This is a genomic window from Leifsonia sp. McL0607 (assembly GCF_049993355.1).
Taxonomy (GTDB): domain Bacteria; phylum Actinomycetota; class Actinomycetes; order Actinomycetales; family Microbacteriaceae; genus Leifsonia.
The window spans coordinates 1,631,635-1,648,347 of the sequence record NZ_CP188253.1 but is presented as its reverse complement, the minus strand read 5'-3'; the positions used below and the strand labels follow the sequence as shown (position 1 = coordinate 1,648,347).

Sequence of the window (16,713 nt, the reverse complement as noted above, 5' to 3'; positions counted from 1 at the left end):
TGGTGCCGATGCAACGGCGCACACCCCCACGCAGAAACGCACCGAACAGGGAGCACCCATGGCCGCACCGTCGAGACTGGATTCCGTCATCACGCTGGCGCAGCACCGCGGATTCGTGTTCCCCTCCGGCGAGATCTACGGCGGTACCCGCTCGGCGTGGGACTACGGGCCCCTCGGTGTGGAGCTCAAAGAGAACATCAAGCGCGAGTGGTGGAACACCTTCGTGCGGGGTCGCGGCGACATGGTCGGCCTCGACTCGGCGATCATCCTGCCCACCGCCGTGTGGGAGGCCTCCGGTCACGTTCAGGTCTTCAGCGACCCGCTGACCGAGTCGCTGATCACCCACAAGCGCTACCGCGCCGACCACCTGTTCGAGGCCTACGAGGCCGAGCACGGCCACGCGCCGGCGAACGGTCTGGCCGACATCGCCGACCCCGACCACCCGGACAAGGTGGGCCAGTGGACGTCTATCCGGCAGTTCTCGGGTCTCATGAAGACCTACCTCGGCGTGGTGGACGACGAGTCCGGCCTCCACTACATGCGACCCGAGACGGCGCAAGGCATCTTCACCGACTTCGCCGCCGTGCTGCAGACCGCCCGCAAGAAGCCGCCGTTCGGCATCGGCCAGATCGGCAAGGCGTTCCGCAACGAGATCACGCCGGGCAACTTCATCTTCCGCACGCGCGAGTTCGAGCAGATGGAGATCGAGTTCTTCGTGGAGCCCGGCACCGACGACGAGTGGTTCCAGACTTGGATGGACCTCTGCTGGGACTGGTTCATCGACCTCGGCATCGACCCGCAGAACATCCGGCGTCTGGAGCACGAGAAGGGCAAGCTCGCCCACTACTCGAAGCGCACCATCGACATCGAGTACAAGTTCGACTTCGTGGGAAGCGAGTGGGGCGAGCTGATGGGCGTCGCCAACCGCACCGACTACGACCTCCAGACCCACATCGATCACTCCGGCAAAGACCTCAGCTTCTTCGACCAGAACAAGAACGAGCGCTACGTGCCGTACGTGATCGAGCCGTCGTTCGGTCTCACCCGCGCGCTGATGGCGTTCCTGGTCGACGCGTACGACGAGGAGGAGGTGCCGAACGCCAAGGGCGGCACCGACAAGCGCACCGTGCTGCACCTCGACCCGCGGCTCGCCCCGGTCAAGGTCGCCGTCCTCCCGCTCTCCCGCAACGAGGCGTTGTCGCCGCTCGCTCGCGGTCTGGCGGACACGCTCCGCAAGCGCCGCAACGTCGACTTCGACGACTCGGGCGCGATCGGCCGTCGCTACCGCCGCCAGGACGAGATCGGCACGCCGCTTGCGGTGACGGTCGACTTCGACTCGCTCGAGGACGACGCAGTGACGGTGCGCGACCGCGACACCATGAAGCAGGAGCGCATCCCGCTCGAGGGCCTCGACCGCTACCTCGCGGAGCGTCTGCGCGAGATCTGACCTCCGCACGGGGCCACGGACCGCTAGGGTGGTGCCACCGCGACGGAGACACGATGAGCACGGCTCCCCCGAACACCAAACCGGCCCCGCCGGCCGCTCCCCCGCCGAAGCGACCGCCGGCGTGGGCGATGCTGCGTGCCTACGTGCAGGTCGCACCGGCGAGCGTCGCGCTCGCGCTGATCGTGCTCGCGACCTCCATCGCCACCGCGACGCTGTGGAGCGTCGCCACCGTCGGAGGCGGCGCGCTGGTCTGGGCGGCCGGTGTGCCGACGACCATCCACGCCGGCTTCTGGTGGACACCGCTGACGGCGCTCTTCGTCCCGGAAGACCCGGCCCAGTTCGTGATCTCGTTCGTGCTGGCACTCACGCTCCTGGCCGTAGCGGAGCGGCTGCTCGGCACGGCCAGGCTCGTTCTCGCCTTCCTCGTCACCGGTGTCGTCGGCATCACGCTGGGCGTGCTCGGACAGTGGGCCGCGGCGAACGTCGGAGGGCTGCTGGCCCGGGCGACGGTGTTCGACTTTACGCTCGACCCAACCATCGGGATCGTCGGGGCTCTGCTCGCGGCGAGCGCCTTTGCGAGCACCCTGTGGCGGCGGCGCATCCGGCTGCTGACGTTCGCCGTCGTCGTGATGTTCGTGCTCTACAACGGCGACCAGAACAACGCCTACCGCCTCATCGCGGCGCTGCTCGGCCTCGCGCTGGGCGTCATCCTCCGCCGCGGGCGGCTGCACCGGATGCGCCGAAGCTCGCACGCCCAGACGCGCAACCTCATCGCCGCGACCGTGGCCATCACCGGCATCGGCCCGCTCGCCGCGCTGCTGCCTCCGGGCGGCCTCGGCCCGCTCTCGTTCGTGTCCGCGCTGTTCCTGCACCAGGAGGTCGACGCGGCCGCCGTGCTGGCCGCCTGCCGTGCCGTCGACACCTCCAACTGCCGCGACGAGCTCGCCGCGGTCTCGATCCAGGGCGTCGGGCCGCTGCTGCTCGCCCTCCTGCCGCTGGTCCTGCTCATCGTGACCGCCATCGGTCTGCGACGCGGTCGCCACTTCGCGTGGCTGCTCGGGATCGTCGTGAACGTCGCGATGATCGTGCTCCCGTTCACGGCACTGCCCGGCGGCGACGTCAACGTTCAGGTCGACAGCCTGGACGCCCTCTCGCCGGCGATCGAGGTGCTGCTCTGGCTGCTGGCCGCCTTCCTGGTCCCCTTCGCATCGATCGTGCTGCTGCTGGCGACCCGCCGTCAGTTCCAGATCCGTGCGCCGCGGGACGCGGTCGTGCGGTTCACGATCCTGGTCGTGGTCTCGTTCGCCCTGCTCGCGGTCGCGTATCTGATCGCGGGCCTCGCCACCCTCGGCTCGTTCGTGCCGGAGGCGAGCATCGGCGACGTCTTCATGTCCACTCTGCGCCGCTTCGTGCCGTCGGGCTTCGAATCGGTGCCGGGGCGGGTGATCGTGCCGACGTCACCGTTGGTCCTGCTCCTCTACCAGTGGGTCGGACCGGCGTTCTGGACCATCTTCGTCATCGGCACGATGCGGCTGTACCGGGCCACCTCCACCGGCCGCACCCTCGGTGACGAGGTGCGCTTCCGCGAGTTGCTTCACGCGGGCGGAGGCGGGACGCTCGGCTTCATGGGCACGTGGCCGGGGAACGTCTACTGGTTCTCGGAAGGCGGCGAGGCGGCCGTCGCGTATCGCGTCATCAACGGGGTCGCCATCACACTGTCGGACCCGGTCTGCCGCCCGGAGCGCGCCGAGCAGACCATCATCGACTTCATCGGCTTCTGCGACGCCAACAGCTGGACTCCCGCGTTCTACAGCATCCACGGCTCCTTCCTCCCGGTGTTCGAGTCGCTCGGCTGGCAGAGCATCTCCGTCGGCGAGGAGACGCTCATTCACCCGCAGACCTTCGACATGCAGGGCAAGCCCTGGCAGAAGGTGCGACAGGCGCACACCCGGGGCGTCAAGGAGCGCATCTCGACGCTCTGGACGACCTGGGACGAGCTGGCTCCCGTGCAGCAGAGTCAGATCGCGGCGCTCAGCGAGCAGTGGGTGTCCGAGAAGGAGCTGCCCGAGATGAGCTTCACCCTTGGCGGGATGGCCGAGCTGAAGGACCCGGAGGTGAAGCTCTACCTGGCCTACGACCCGCAGGGCGACCTCCAGGCCGTCACCAGTTGGCTGCCCAGCTGGCGCGACGACCGCGTGGTCGGGTACACGATCGACTTCATGCGGCGGGCCGATCGCAGCATCCCGGGGATCATGGAGTTCGTGATCGCCTCCGCGGCCCAGCGGATGCGCGGGGAGGGCGTGGAGGTGCTCAGTCTGTCCGGCGCGCCGCTCGCGACCAAGCCGCCGAGCGCCGACGAGGACGACGCCGTGGAGGGCGAACCGGCGGTGATGGACCGCCTGCTGGCGTTCCTGGCGAAGACCCTGGAGCCGGCATATGGGTTCGCCTCGCTGTTCGACTTCAAGAGCAAGTTCAACCCGACGTACGAGACCCTGTGGATGGCGTACCCCGACGCGGTCGCGCTGCCGGCGATCGGCAACGCGATCGGCCGGGCCTACCTGCCTGACGCGAACGCGAAGGAGTACGTGGCGCTCGCCAAGACGCTGATGCGCTGAGCGACGGTTGCCGGAGCGCACGGTTGCCGCAGCGTACGGTTGCCTCATGAAGGTCGACACCGGCGCCGCTGCACGCACCGCGATGATCATCGGCGGAACCGGGCAGATCGGCTCGGCGGCCGCACGGAGGCTGGTGTCGGACGGCTGGTCGGTACTCGTCGCGCACCGCGGGCGCCACCACGGCGACACCGAGCTGACCGAGCACGACGTCACCAGCATCCGGCTCGACCGCGACGACACGGACGCGCTGCTGGCCCGCGCCCGTGGTCACGACCTGGTGCTGGACACCGTCGCCTATGAGCCCCGGCACGCCGACCAGCTGGCCGGTCTCGCCGGCGAGGTCGGCTCGCTCGTCGTGATCTCGACCGGCTCGGTCTATACCGACCGCGCAGGCCGCTACCTCGACACCGTCACCGGGCCGGACGACTTCCCCGAGTATCCCGTGCCGCTGCGCGAGACCGACCCGACGATCGACAACACCGAGCGGACGTACTCGCCGCTCAAGGCGGCGATGGAGCGCAGGCTGCTCGCGGTGGAGGGCCTGCCGGTGAGCATCCTGCGGCCCGGCGCGATCTACGGCCCCTTCAGTCCCGCGCTGCGCGAGTGGTACTTCATCAAGCGCGCTCTCGACGGCCGCCATCGGGTGCTGCTGTCGGACGGCGGCGCCAACCGGTTCAGCACGTCCTCCACGGTCAACATCGCCGAGCTGGTGGCGCTGTGTGCAGCGCATCCCGGCCGGCGCGTGCTCAACGCGGTGGACGAGGACAACTTGAGCGTCGCCGAGATCGCCCGCGCGGTGTACGCGGCGCTCGACCGCCAGGTGGAGATCGTGACGTTCCCCGGGCCTCCCGAGGACGGCCTTGGCGGGACACCCTGGACGGTCGCCAACCCGCTGCTGCTCAGCATGGCGGCGGCGACGGTCGAGCTCGGGTACCACCAGCCCGTGCGCTACCCGGAGGCCGTGGCCGCGACGGTCGACTGGGCCGTCCGCGAGGCGCGTGCCGCCGAGCGCCGCCAGGAGACCTGGGAGAAGGTCTTCCCCTCGATCGCGCAGCGGGCGGAGGCGGACGGCTGGTTCGACTACGACGCGGAGGACGCGTTCATGGGCCGGTGATCGGCGAGATGGCGGATAGTCCGCCTACTCGACGGTTCTCGGCTGATTTCGTGCCCTCTCGCGAGCCGGGGTCCGGAACTAGCACACGTACTCCAGCAGATCCAGGCCCACCGTGCGCATGCCGTCGATGACCGCAAGACGAGCGGACAGCGCGGTGTCGTCGAAGTACGTCGAGACCGCGTAGGTGACGCCCGCGCGTGGGCCGCGCAGCACGCCGACCTCGCTGCGGACGCCCGCGTCGCTGCCGGTCTTGTTGACGAGCAGGATGCCGTGTTCGGGGTGGCGGTGCGAGTGCGGGTCGAGGCCGAACGCGCTCGAGACCAGCGAGAAGTCGCTGTTGAGTGCCAGCCAGGAGATGACTTGGCGGCTGGTCTGCGCATTGACGACCTCCCCGCGGGCCAGCGCCGAGAACAGCCAGGTCAGCTCGTTGGCGCTGCCGACCGACAGCTGCGGGGCGTCATCGGGCCCGCGGTGGTCGCGGACCAGGTCGAGGAGGGCCGTGCGGGTCAGGCCGAGCGACTCGGTGCGGGCGCTCACAGCCTCCAGGCCGACCCGGCGGAGCAGCACGTTGGTGGCCAGGTTGTCGCTCGTCGCCCCGACCAGGGCGGCCAGGTCGGCGACGGGTAGAGCTGGTATCTGCAGGTGCTGCCAGATTCCCGAGTCGCCTCCAACGTCCTGCGGCGCGCGATCGAGCTGGACCAGCGGGCTCAGCTGACCGGACTGCAGCCGCGCCGCGACCTCCACCAGGAGGAGCACCTCGCCGATGCTGGCGGTCGGCATCACGACATGGTCGTCGACCGAGAACAGCACCTCGCTTGTTGAGAGATCGGTCGCCCGGGCGGACACCTGCACACCCTGCACCACGAGCCGGCCGAGCGCGTCGAAACCCCGGGAGAACACCTCCGGACTCGCGGCCTCCGTCCCGCGATGGCGCCCACGGCGCGTGGTCACCTGGCGGTGTCGGTGGTCGGTCTCGGGGGTTTGGATCGTCACGGGGCGCGCTGGGTCTTTCTTCCGAGTCGGGGCATCGGCTGATTCAGCGGTCCCCCCGGCCCGCTTCGCGACGGGTGGGTGTCCCGACACGATAGGGATGATGTTACCCCGATCGGGGGTCGCCGAGAGGCCTTTCACGCGCGGGCCGGAGTGCGGCGGCTCACCAGATGGTGACGCGGTCCTCCGGGGCGAGCCACAGCGCGTCCGTATCGGTCCCCCCGAAGGTGTCGTAGAACGCGTCGAGGTTACGGACGATCTGGTTGCACCGGAACTCGTTGGGCGCGTGCGGGTCGGTCGCGAGCAGGCGGATGACCTCCTCGTCGCGCGACTTTTGCTGCCAGGCTTGCGCCCAGGAGAAGAAGAACCGCTCAGCGCCCGTGAGCCCGTCGACCACGGCAGGCTCCTGGCCGCCGAGCGACAGCAGGTACGCCTTCCACGCGATGCCGAGGCCGCCCAGGTCGCCGATGTTCTCGCCGATGGTGAGGGCGCCGTTGACGTGGTGATCGGGCACCTGAACAGGAGCGAGCGCGTCGTACTGCGCGATGAGGCTGCCGGTGCGCTTCTCGAACGCTTCGCGGTCGGCGGCGGTCCACCAGTCCTGGAGCCTGCCGTCGCCGTCGAACTTGGAGCCCTGGTCGTCGAAACCGTGACCGATCTCGTGGCCGATCACCGCGCCGATGGCGCCGTAGTTGGCGGCGTCGTCGCGGCCCTCGTCGAAGAAGGGGTACTGCAGGATGGCCGCAGGGAAGACGATCTCGTTGAAGCCCGGGTTGTAGTAGGCGTTGATCGTCTGCGGCGTCATGAACCACTCGTCGCGGTCGATCGGCTTGCCGATCTTGCCGAGTTCGCGGTTGAACTCGAACAGGGCGCCGGCGCGCACGTTGCCGATCAGGTCAGTGGGGTCGATGACCAGCGACGAGTAGTCGCGCCATTTCACCGGGTAGCCGATCTTCGGCGTGAACTTGGCGAGCTTGTCGAGCGCACGGTTTCTCGTGTCTTCGCCCATCCACTCGAGCTTCTGGATGCTCTCGCGGTACGCCTCGATCAGGTTGGCGACCAGGGCGTCCATCGCCTCCTTGGCTGCAGGCGGGAAGTGCTTCTCGACGTAGATGCGGCCGACGGCCTCCCCCATCGCGCCCTCAACGAGCGAGACGCCGCGCTTCCACCTGGCCCGCATCTCGGGTGTGCCCGTGAGGGTGCGCCCGTAGAAGTCGAAGTTGGCGTCGACGAAGTCGCCGGAGAGGTAGGGGGCCGAGCCGTGGATGATCTGCCACGCCAGCCAGTCCTTCCACGACTGCAGGCGGTCGTCGGTGAGCAGGCCGGCGATGCCGGAGGTGAACGACGGCTGCCGCAGAACCACCTCGGCGAGCGCGCCCTCCGGTGCGCCCAGACCCTCGGCCCAGCTGTCGAGGCTCGCTGCGCCTCCGCTGTCGCCCCCGCCCGCGAACAACGTCGCCGCGTCGGCCCACGAGTACAGGTTGTACGTCTTCTCGGAGTCGCGCGAGCGGACGTTGTCCCAGTGCTGAGCCGCGATCTCGACCTCGAGGTCGTACACCCGCTGGGCACGCTCGGGGGCGTCTTCGAAACCGGCGAGCTCGAACATCCGTTGGATGTGCGCCGCGAACGCCTCACGGACCGGGGCGAACCGCTCCTCGCGGAAGTAGGACTCGTCGGGGAGCGAGATGCCCGCCTGCTCGGCGAACACCAGGTAGCGCTCCGGATCGCCCGGGTCGTTGTCCACGAAGAGCTGGTAAAAGCCGCCGATGCCCTGACGCTCGAGCCGGCCGAGGATGTTCAGGAAGGCGGAGATGCTGTCCACATCGCTCGCGATCGCCAGCTGCGCCTCGATCGGCTTGACGCCGAGGGCGTCCACGCGCTCCTCGTCGAGGAAGCTGGTGTAGAGATCGCCGAACGCGCGCTCCTCTGTGCCCTCCGACGCGCCCTGCGCCGCCTCGACGATCGCACGGACGGCGGCCTCCGACTGCTCGGCGAGCTCCATGAAGGAGCCCCAACGTGCCTTGTCGGACGGGATCTCGGTGCGGGAGATCCACGTGCCGTTGACGTGCCGGAACAGGTCGTCCTGCGGGCGGATCGTGGGGTCGAGTTCGTCGGTCGCGATACCGGAGGAGAGCGTCATGGAGCCAGCCTACGTGGCGGGCGCCCCGGCTGTCAGGCGCGCGCCGGGGAGGCCGCCCGCAGCCGCGAGAAGGAGAGGAGGAAGAGGGCAGCGAGGACGAGCTCCGCGAGGATCGAGACGCTACCCGAGAGGCTGCCGAAGCCGGCGAACGAGAATGCGATGTTGGTCACGGCGAGGAGGCTGTACCCCGCGCCGAGGACGCCGGAGAGGAGCGGTCGGTTCGTCATCCGCCACCATGGCCGCGGAGCGCGCACGGACTCCCCCGGACCGCGGAACACCCGCGACGCGATGTACCAGCCGAGGACCTGCAGCACGGTCAGCACGATGGAGGCGACCTCGGAGTGCAGAGCGTCGAACACGAGCGCCAGCACCAGGTTGACACCGAACAGAACGGCGACGACGAGCGCCTTCTGAGCGGGACTGGTGAAACGCATACTTCCCCTTGATGAGTTCGAAGGCTAGCATTTCAGATTTTGGCGAAGCGAGTCGAAGGCGCGCCGGAAGTCGAGCGGACGCAGTGCCGCCCAGACACCGACCGACTGACGGGCCGGAGCGCGCCGGCCCCCTTGATTCCGTATCGCACCCTAACCCCGCTGGGCACCCGCCCGACAACCGGCGCAACTGCCTCTCCCCCAAGAGACAGCGCCGCGCCTGAAACCAGGCGCGGGTAAAACTCTATTGGTGATATTCGGAGTTTTGCAAATTGGCGGAGTGGGTCGGGCGTGTCGACGGCGCGGCGCGATCCCACGGACCACCCGCTCCGGCCGGAGGACCTGACATCATCCACTACCGTTACGAGCCGCGTGCGCCGCGCAAAGCCCACTCAGCTTTCCAGGCCGAACGCGCAATCAGCGATCCCGCAATCTGCGACGAACGTCTACGGCGGAACCGCGTCTTCTCGGTCGCCCACCATCACTTTGCTGCGTCCCTCCAGAACGAAAGGCCCACTATGGCGAACCCTGAGCTCTATCCACCCGCAGACCCCGCCGCGAAGGCGCCTCGACCCAGATGGTGGAAGATCGTGATGATCGTCCTCGCAAGTGTGGGCCTCCTGGCCGCGTGCGTTAGTGCCGGCGCCTTCTTCATTGCAATGAAGATCACTCAAGACGAACTTGAGGAATACAAGGACGCGCCTATCGAAGTGAGCGCTGATTATCGCTGGGATGGCGACCTCGAATTCAGCGGGGTGAACTGGGGGGTGACTGAAAGCGCTTGGAAGATGAATCCCGACAGCCCTGATGGTCAGGGCGCAACCTTCACCTCAACGGCAAACTCCTGCACTCTCACTGCATACCGCGAAGCACTGAGCGAATTCGGCATCGACCCCGTCGCCGGCGACGACCGCACCACCACGCTCAACCTCCTTCAGTCCATCACCGGCTGGGAGACAGCCGACCTCGAGGCCAGGCTGACCGAGGATCAGGTCAGCTGGGGCGATGAAGGGACTGATAACCATGTCGACGTTCTGAACTGGTCCGAGAACGTCGACGGCGCATTCCGAAGCTTCCTGGGACGCGCCTTCGCTGAACATGACCAAGTCATCAGTTTCACCACCCTGTGCGAGAACGAAAACGATTTCCGCACGGCCGTCGGGGAGGCCAACTCCACCCTTCACGTCATCGCGGAATGACGCGCGACGAGAAGACGGATGGGTCTGGTTCAGGGTGCTGAGCTCTCGGCGAAGCCCGGCTTCGTCATGTGAACGCATAGTCACCATTGGGTCGTAGTCGGGCTGGTTATTGTCGCACCTTGCGGTGCTCGTCGAGTACGTCGACGAGCACCGCGACCGCTTCGGGGTCGAGCCGATCTGCTCACTAACTCCACCTATGGCGGGCTCATCATTTCCCTGGCCCTTGGACATGTCTTAGCCGCGGTGACCCCCCGCCTTGCATCTCACTGTCGGGATACGACAACTCCCAATAGCGATCATCCCGAGGATCTCTAAAAGTCTTTACCCAACCGCTGTTATCTATTGAAACGGGAACCAAGGATTCGTCTATCAGCCAATTGATCCTTCGTGCGGTTTCATCCAATTCAATCGATTGACCAACCAGTACCCAGCTCCCGTTGAGACCGGGTCTGCTGCACGGATAGGTGACATCTGATCTGGCTTGTCCGAGTGGACAGCCTGGAAGGATGGCATCGTGCCCAAGCCCTATCCCACCGAGTTCCGTGACGACGTCGTGCGTGTCGCGCGGGGTCGTGAACCTGGAGTGACGATCGAGCAGATCGCGAAAGACTTCGGTGTCCACCCGATGACGTTGCAGAAGTGGCTGCGCCGCGCCGCGGTCGATGAGGGGACCAAGCCCGGCCAGGCGGGCAGCGAGTCTGCCGAGAATCGCGAGCTGCGCAAGCGGGTCCGGTTGCTGGAGCAGGAGAACGAGGTCCTGCGGCGGGCGGCGGCGTATCTGTCGCAGGCGAACCTGCCGGGAAAAGGCTCTACCCGCTCGTGAATGAGCTCGCTGGAGCGGGGATCCCCGTGACAGTGACGTGCCGGGTGCTCAAGCTCTCTCGTCAGCCGTACTACCGATGGCTGGCGAACCCCATCACCGATAGCGAGGTGACCGAGGCGTGTCGGGCGAACGCGTTGTTCGACGCGCATCGGGATGACCCCGAGTTCGGGCACCGGCTGCTGGCCGACGAGGCGCGTGACGTCGGGCAGGCGATGGCGGATCGGACTGCGTGGCGGATCGCGTCGGCCAATGGTTGGTGGAGTGCTTTCGGGAAGAAGCGGGGCAAGAACGGCAAGAAGCCCGGCCCAGCCGTCCACGATGATCTCTGCACTTCTTCAGCCTCCTGCAAAAGAACGTCCTCAACCGCCGCTCCTGGACCACCTTCACGGACGAGGACGGGCGACTCCGGCACGAGTTCACCGCCGACGGGCCGAACCAGCTCTGGCTGACCGACATCACGGAACACAAGACCGGCGAGGGCAAGCTCTACCTCTGCGCGATCAAAGGACGTGTTCGGCAACAAGATCGTCGGCTACTCCATCGACTCCAGAATGAAGTCGAGCCTGGCCGTCAACGCACTCAACAACGCCGTCGCGATGCGCGGCGACGTTGCCGGCTGCGTAGTCCACAGCGATCGAGGATCGCAATTTCGAAGCCGGAAGTTCCTGCGCGCCCTGACCCGACACCCGCATGGTCGGATCACCCGCGAGCAGCTGCGGATCGCGATCGTGACCTGGATCGAGCGGACCTACCACCGTCGCCGACGCCAACCCCGCCTCGGGCGTTTGACCCCAATCGAGTTCGAGGCCATCATGAACACGCCCGCCGCACTGGCGGCGTGACTAGAAACCGTCACCTACTCGTGCAGCAGACCCAACTTCTTCTTCAGGCTCAAGGTTGTTCATCGTATAACCCTTATCGTCGCGCCAGACGGATTGGCCTGATTTGGGAAATCGATACGCGCATCCTGCCGCGCCACCGATCGCACCAGCAGCCAGAATCACCACTCCCACGCCCCAGCTCCTTGCTGGAACGGCTACTCTTGCACCCAACCGTTGACGTCTTGGACCAACCGATTGGCCTCATCGAGGATGCGCGAGTCGAGTCGGGCGCGCGTCCGACCAGAGCGTGAGCATGCCTAGTAGCTGCTCGCGCTCATCAAATCGATTCTGGATGAGTCCACTGATCTGACGCGCGCCATCGATCGGCTCGATAGTTCCGGCTATGATCCGAGCCGAGATCCAGCTCGCGACCGAAAGCGCCCGCTGATCGTCACTCAAGTACCGGTCATCACGCTCGAGCATCGAGGCCAATTGTTCGCTCGGCCGAGGGATGTCATCGGAATGCGCCATTGCAATCGCAGTCAGGTCATCTGCAAATAGCTGGCTTGCCAACTCGTCCGTTGCCCAATCGACGATTTCCTCTTCCGTCGCAAATCCAAATAGGAATCGGGAAAACACCAATTGAGCGCGGTCAAGCCACTCACGATCGTTATTCATCATCACCGGCCAAAGTACAGGTTGGTCCTACGTTCGACATAGATTCCCATCCCCTTGTTGCGATACCAGTGAGTTTGCTGTTCGACACCATCGTTGACAAACGACGTGCTCGACATCTTCTGCCAACCTCCAGGTTGGCCGCCATACTGTGAAACCAGTCGATCCACATCATCGATCGAGCGCTTGGAACCTGCACCTGCAATGACCTTTCCAGGCTCGGACATCTGCAGCTCGCTTGCGAGTTGGCGCGCCAAGTTGCGTCCAGAGATCGCTGACGAAGCCTACGCGTGCACCAGCTCACGGGCGCTCGAGGCCCCTTCTCCGCCAGTTGCGGCCGCTGCTTTACTGGCTCCGAGCCCGGCGAGCTTGGCAGCCCCGCTTGCGATCGCCCCGCCGGCGGCACCACCGACCAGCCCAGCCGCCGCGCCGACGGTTCCCGCCTGCACAGCCCCCTTGAACGTCGCCGCCGTGCACGCCGCAGCACCAATCACAGCCGCCGTCCAGCCACGGTGACCGCCACTCCCGCCGCAACAGCCCCCGACCGTCTGCCAGGTCTTCTTGCTCCACGACGTCGGGTTCCACCAGTCCTCGGACTTCTTCTTCGACGAAGACTTCGCCGGGGACTGTCCGTTTAACAATGAAGATGGTGGTGCGGATCCGGACGGGTCTGACTTACTGATTAACTGACGCTCTCGTTGGAGGGGTTGTCCTGACACCGACGGGTCGGCTCGTGCCGGGGTCGCGCTCGTTCCGGATGGCCGGACCGGGCGGGAGTGTGACTTCATAGGACCTTGCTCGATCAGTGACTCGTCATTGTTATGTCCACCCGGCCCGGCGACGTCATCCCCTCGTCGAAGGGAGACACCACCAGCATGAGCAACGACACGCGGGCGACGCAAGCGGTGATCGTGATCGGAGGCATCGATGCGCACGCCGACACCCATCATGTCGTCGCGCTCGATACGACCGGGAAGAGGCTCGGCGATCATCCATTCCCGGCTTCATCACGCGGGTATCGTGACGCGCTGGACTGGCTGGCAGGGTTCGGGCTGATCGAGAAGATCGGCGTCGAGTCCACCGGATCGTATGCGGCCGGCATCACTCGTTTTCCTCCTTGCAGCGGGAGTCGATGTGGTGGAGGTCAACCAGCCACATCCGCATCTGAGAGCCCGCCGCGGCAAGGACGACAAGATCGACGCCGAGGCGGCTGCGCGCAAAGCCCTCTCCGGCCAGGCCACCGCGATCCCGAAGACTACGACTGGCGTTGTCGAGTCGATCCGCGTGCTGCGTCTGGCCCGTGAATCCGCGGTTCGTTCCCGAACGAGAACGGTCGTCCAGCTGCGCAGCCTGCGCGTCACAGCACCCGCTGAGTTGCGAGAACAACTCACGGAACGATCCGCAACCGCGCTCGTCACACGATGCGCCGCCCTGCGACCCGACCCGGATCGCCTGCATGATCCAGCGCAGGCCACCAAACGTGCTCTGCGCGCGATGGCCCGACGCATCCAGATGCTCGACGAAGAGATCGCTGAGGCCGACACCGCACTCAAACAACTTGTCGAGCACACCGCGCCAACCCTGACTTCCAAGCTCGCGATCGGCCCCGGCCACGCCGCGCAGTTGCTGATCACCGCCGGGCAGAACATCGACCGGCTGCGTTCTGAGGCAGCGTTCGCCAGACTCTGCGGCGTCGCCCCCATCCCGGTCTCATCCGGCAAGACCCATCGCATGCGTCTGCACCGAGGCGGCGATCGCCAAGCCAACGCCGCGCTCCACATGATCGCCGTCTGCCGGATGCGATACCACCAACCCACCATCGATTACGTCCGACGGCGCCTCACTGAAGGACTGTCGAAGAAGGATGTCCTCCGCTGCCTCAAACGCTTCATCGCCCGCGAGGTCTACCACGACCTGAAAACCGACCTCGGACTCCCTTGACATCTATAGGACCGTCGGTGTGTGGGGTCCGGCGGTTTCATTAGTGAGTGGTTCTCTCGAACCGGCCCGCGAAGGTGATCGCGAACGCGTTGAGGGCGGGCTTCCACCTAATCACCCAGCGTGCCCTGCCACCGCCGGTCGGGTCAAGTGAGCGGGTCACGAGGTAGAGACACTTCAGCGCCGCGGTCTCGTTGGGGAAGTGGCCGCGTGCTCTGACGGCCCGCCGGTAGCGGGCGTTGATCGACTCGATCGCGTTCGTCGTGCAGATGACTCGGCGGATCTCGACGTCGTATTCGAGGAAGGGCACGAATTCGGCTCACGCACTCTCCCAGAGCTTCACGATCGCTGGGTAGCGTCCGCCCCATTCCGCAGCGAACTCGTCGAAGCGGTCCTTCGCGGCTTGCTCGGACGGTGCCGTGTAGACGGGCTTGAGCGCTTTGACGATGCCGTCGCGGTGCTGCCGGCCCGCGTAACGGAACGAGTTGCGGATCAGGTGCACGATGCACTGCTGCACGACGGTGCGCTCCCAGGTCGTCGTGATCGCCTCGGGGAGGCCTTTGAGCCCGTCGCAGACGGCGATGAGGACGTCCTCGACGCCGCGGTTCTTCAGCTCACTGAACACCTGCAGCCAGAACCTGGCGCCCTCAGCGCCGTCACCGGCCCAGATGCCCAGAATCTCCCGCTCCCCGCCGGTAGTGACGCCCATGACGACGTAGAACGGGGTGTTGCGGACCTGCCCATCACGGACCTTCACCACGATCGCGTCGACGAAGATCACCGGATAGATCGCATCCAGTGGGCGCGATGACCACTCCGCGAGCTCAGCGGCGACCTTCTCCGTGATCCGGCTGATGGTGTCCTTGGAGACCCTCGCTCCGTAGACCTCCTCGAAGTGCGCCGCGATCTCACCCGTCGTCAGACCGCGCGCGGTCAGCGAAAGCACGATCTGATCGATCCCGTCCAAACGTCGCTTCCGCTTCGGCACGATCACCGGCTCGAACGACCCGTCACGATCCCTGGGGACCTCGATCTCGACCGGGCCGATCTCGGTCAGCACCGTCTTCATTCTGGTCCCGTTACGCATATTCGCAGCGATCGGTACTCCGCCATAGTCGTGGCCGAGGTGCTCGGTCAGCTCCGCTTCCAGCGCCGTCTTCGTGAGCTGGTTCAACAGCCCGCCAGGCCCAACCAGGCTCACACCCTGTTCCTTCGCTTGCGCGAGCAACCGCTCCGCGAGCTCCTTCTGATCGATGATCTCTCCCGTCACAGGATCAATCATCGCCTCGTTCAACATCTCGGTCGTGTCAGTCACGGCCATCTCCTTCCGGATCAAGCCAGACTCTCACACACCGTTACTCAGACAGTCCCGCCTTCGGCTTCGGCTTCGACGCACTCGACTTCGCCGCTTTCGGCTTCGGCTTGGCCGCCGCCTTCGGCTTCGGCTTCAACCCCGACGGATCCGAGGTGGTCACCGGATTGTTATGCGAATACGAATACCCGTTGTTCTGCTGCGGCAACCCCGGCTCCAACACCGGATCCACCGAAATGAACCGCCCCAACACCGGGTCATAGGCGCGTGCCCCCAACTGGGTGAGCCCGGTTGTCGCTGACACCGGCTTGTTCAGGTACCCGTGCTCGCTCCCCCACACCGGTGCGGTCCCGCGTGGGTTGCCGTACGGATCCACGTGGCGGCGGGTGATCTTGCCCGTCACCACATCCACCGCCACATCCCGGGTGTGGTTGAGGTCACCGGAGACCCAGGTGACCACCGACCCGGACACCCCAGCCTTCGTGGAACGCTCCGCAACCGGGACATCCCCCAGCGAATAGGTGCGCACCGCGGAAGCCTTACCCGCCCCCGGGCGCCCATCGTCACCTCGGTCTCCCCCAAATACAGGGTCGTCCCGGTGTTCGGATCGGTTTGCAGCAACACGTTCCCGTCCGCGTCATACACCCGCGACTGAGTCCCCCCATCCACGCTGACCGTCGACAGCTTCCCGGACTCGTCCCACGACAACGCCTGCCCCGGCCGGGTGACCGTGTTCCCGGACGCGTCACACGTGTACTCGGCACCGTTGACCTGGGTGACCGCGTGCGGACGCGCCGCCCCCGCAGCCGGTACGCATCGCTCTCTCCAGGTAATCCGGATGTCGGTAACGACCTTGTTAGTGGACGGTTACCCCTGCCAGATCCTCTCGAACTCAGCCCAACGCTCTTCCATTAGCGAAAAGTTGTGAAATCGTGGTGCCGACGCGCAGGTGCACAAGCAATTTTTCATCTCGTGAACGCAAAGAGAGCATCTTCGTTATATGGATCAATTCCAATCTGAAGGACGCTCCTGCCCTCCTTCTTCACCACGCTCAATTGAAGGGTCCGGGTGGTCCCGTTATCGGCAGCTTTGAGAGTTACACGGATTGTCGGGTAATAGCTCTCTGCACGACCCGACAGTTCCCATGTGCCCGAGAAGTCACGCGTAATGTGCCAATTCACCGGGTCGCCAAACCCCTGTTCCCGATA

Annotated in this window: 12 protein-coding genes and 3 pseudogenes; 7 read left to right on the top strand and 8 right to left on the bottom strand. The window is 66.0% G+C overall.

Annotation, left to right across the window (positions count from 1 at the left end; all coding sequences use genetic code 11):
• The first annotated feature begins 58 nt into the window (after positions 1 to 58).
• Genes ACPPVW_RS07975 through ACPPVW_RS07965 form a run of 3 tightly spaced genes read left to right on the top strand, consistent with a single transcriptional unit; the run spans position 59 to position 5,176 of the window.
• On the top strand, positions 59 to 1,447 hold the full coding sequence (locus tag ACPPVW_RS07975; protein ID WP_426625963.1) for a glycine--tRNA ligase: 1,389 nt from the start codon (positions 59 to 61) through the stop codon (positions 1,445 to 1,447).
• A gap of 53 nt (positions 1,448 to 1,500) precedes the next feature.
• Positions 1,501 to 4,062, top strand: coding sequence for a bifunctional lysylphosphatidylglycerol flippase/synthetase MprF (locus tag ACPPVW_RS07970; RefSeq protein WP_426625962.1), 2,562 nt, complete (start codon positions 1,501 to 1,503; stop codon positions 4,060 to 4,062).
• Between the two features lie 46 nt (positions 4,063 to 4,108).
• On the top strand, positions 4,109 to 5,176 hold the full coding sequence (locus ACPPVW_RS07965; RefSeq protein WP_426625961.1) for an NAD-dependent epimerase/dehydratase family protein: 1,068 nt from the start codon (positions 4,109 to 4,111) through the stop codon (positions 5,174 to 5,176).
• 78 nt (positions 5,177 to 5,254) lie between these two features.
• Here the strand turns inward: ACPPVW_RS07965 and ACPPVW_RS07960 are convergent, their stop codons facing one another.
• The 3 genes from ACPPVW_RS07960 to ACPPVW_RS07950 all read right to left on the bottom strand — a co-directional run bounded on the left by ACPPVW_RS07960 (position 5,255) and on the right by ACPPVW_RS07950 (position 8,740).
• The gene (locus ACPPVW_RS07960; protein WP_426625960.1) at positions 5,255 to 6,169 is read right to left on the bottom strand and encodes a serine hydrolase; all 915 of its coding nucleotides are present in this window, start codon (positions 6,167 to 6,169) and stop codon (positions 5,255 to 5,257) included.
• Between the two features lie 160 nt (positions 6,170 to 6,329).
• Positions 6,330 to 8,306: a M13 family metallopeptidase gene (locus tag ACPPVW_RS07955; RefSeq protein ID WP_426625959.1), complete on the bottom strand. Its 1,977-nt coding sequence runs from the start codon at positions 8,304 to 8,306 to the stop codon at positions 6,330 to 6,332.
• 32 nt (positions 8,307 to 8,338) lie between these two features.
• Positions 8,339 to 8,740: a hypothetical protein gene (locus tag ACPPVW_RS07950; protein ID WP_426625958.1), complete on the bottom strand. Its 402-nt coding sequence runs from the start codon at positions 8,738 to 8,740 to the stop codon at positions 8,339 to 8,341.
• A 587-nt stretch (positions 8,741 to 9,327) separates the two neighbouring features.
• Between ACPPVW_RS07950 and ACPPVW_RS07945 the strand changes: the two genes are divergently transcribed.
• The gene (locus ACPPVW_RS07945) at positions 9,328 to 9,936 is read left to right on the top strand and encodes a hypothetical protein (RefSeq protein WP_426625957.1); all 609 of its coding nucleotides are present in this window, start codon (positions 9,328 to 9,330) and stop codon (positions 9,934 to 9,936) included.
• A 208-nt stretch (positions 9,937 to 10,144) separates the two neighbouring features.
• Here the strand turns inward: ACPPVW_RS07945 and ACPPVW_RS07940 are convergent, their stop codons facing one another.
• Positions 10,145 to 10,558: an Imm27 family immunity protein gene (locus ACPPVW_RS07940; RefSeq protein ID WP_426625956.1), complete on the bottom strand. Its 414-nt coding sequence runs from the start codon at positions 10,556 to 10,558 to the stop codon at positions 10,145 to 10,147.
• Here ACPPVW_RS07940 and ACPPVW_RS07935 point away from each other — a divergent pair.
• Complete coding sequence (locus ACPPVW_RS07935; RefSeq protein WP_426625955.1) at positions 10,451 to 10,759, top strand: transposase; 309 nt, start codon at positions 10,451 to 10,453, stop codon at positions 10,757 to 10,759. The two genes, ACPPVW_RS07940 and ACPPVW_RS07935, sit on opposite strands and share 108 nt — an antisense overlap.
• Positions 10,760 to 11,105: 346 nt before the next feature.
• Positions 11,106 to 11,601 (top strand): annotated as a pseudogene (locus tag ACPPVW_RS07930) (transposase); the annotation flags it as partial.
• 240 nt (positions 11,602 to 11,841) lie between these two features.
• Here ACPPVW_RS07930 and ACPPVW_RS07925 read toward each other — a convergent pair.
• Entirely contained in the window at positions 11,842 to 12,264 is a 423-nt protein-coding gene (locus ACPPVW_RS07925; protein WP_426625954.1) for a hypothetical protein, read from the bottom strand.
• Complete coding sequence (locus ACPPVW_RS07920) at positions 12,261 to 12,482, bottom strand: hypothetical protein (RefSeq protein ID WP_426625953.1); 222 nt, start codon at positions 12,480 to 12,482, stop codon at positions 12,261 to 12,263. Before ACPPVW_RS07920 ends, ACPPVW_RS07925 begins: the two co-directional genes overlap by 4 nt.
• A gap of 648 nt (positions 12,483 to 13,130) precedes the next feature.
• Between ACPPVW_RS07920 and ACPPVW_RS07915 the strand changes: the two are divergent.
• Positions 13,131 to 14,196, top strand: a pseudogene (locus ACPPVW_RS07915) (IS110 family transposase).
• 40 nt (positions 14,197 to 14,236) lie between these two features.
• On the opposite strand, the pseudogene ACPPVW_RS07910 reads toward ACPPVW_RS07915, so the two are convergent.
• Positions 14,237 to 15,475 (bottom strand): annotated as a pseudogene (locus tag ACPPVW_RS07910) (IS256 family transposase).
• Between the two features lie 73 nt (positions 15,476 to 15,548).
• The gene (locus ACPPVW_RS07905) at positions 15,549 to 16,034 is read right to left on the bottom strand and encodes an RHS repeat-associated core domain-containing protein (RefSeq protein ID WP_426625952.1); all 486 of its coding nucleotides are present in this window, start codon (positions 16,032 to 16,034) and stop codon (positions 15,549 to 15,551) included.
• Positions 16,035 to 16,713 lie beyond the last annotated feature (679 nt).

Coding starts and splice junctions, on each gene's coding strand:
- ACPPVW_RS07975 (WP_426625963.1), top strand. CDS start 59: ATGGCCGCACCGTCGAGACTGGATTCCGTCATCACGCTGGCGCAGCAC.
- ACPPVW_RS07970 (WP_426625962.1), top strand. CDS start 1,501: ATGAGCACGGCTCCCCCGAACACCAAACCGGCCCCGCCGGCCGCTCCC.
- ACPPVW_RS07965 (WP_426625961.1), top strand. CDS start 4,109: ATGAAGGTCGACACCGGCGCCGCTGCACGCACCGCGATGATCATCGGC.
- ACPPVW_RS07955 (WP_426625959.1), bottom strand. CDS start 8,306: ATGACGCTCTCCTCCGGTATCGCGACCGACGAACTCGACCCCACGATC.
- ACPPVW_RS07950 (WP_426625958.1), bottom strand. CDS start 8,740: ATGCGTTTCACCAGTCCCGCTCAGAAGGCGCTCGTCGTCGCCGTTCTG.
- ACPPVW_RS07920 (WP_426625953.1), bottom strand. CDS start 12,482: ATGTCCGAGCCTGGAAAGGTCATTGCAGGTGCAGGTTCCAAGCGCTCG.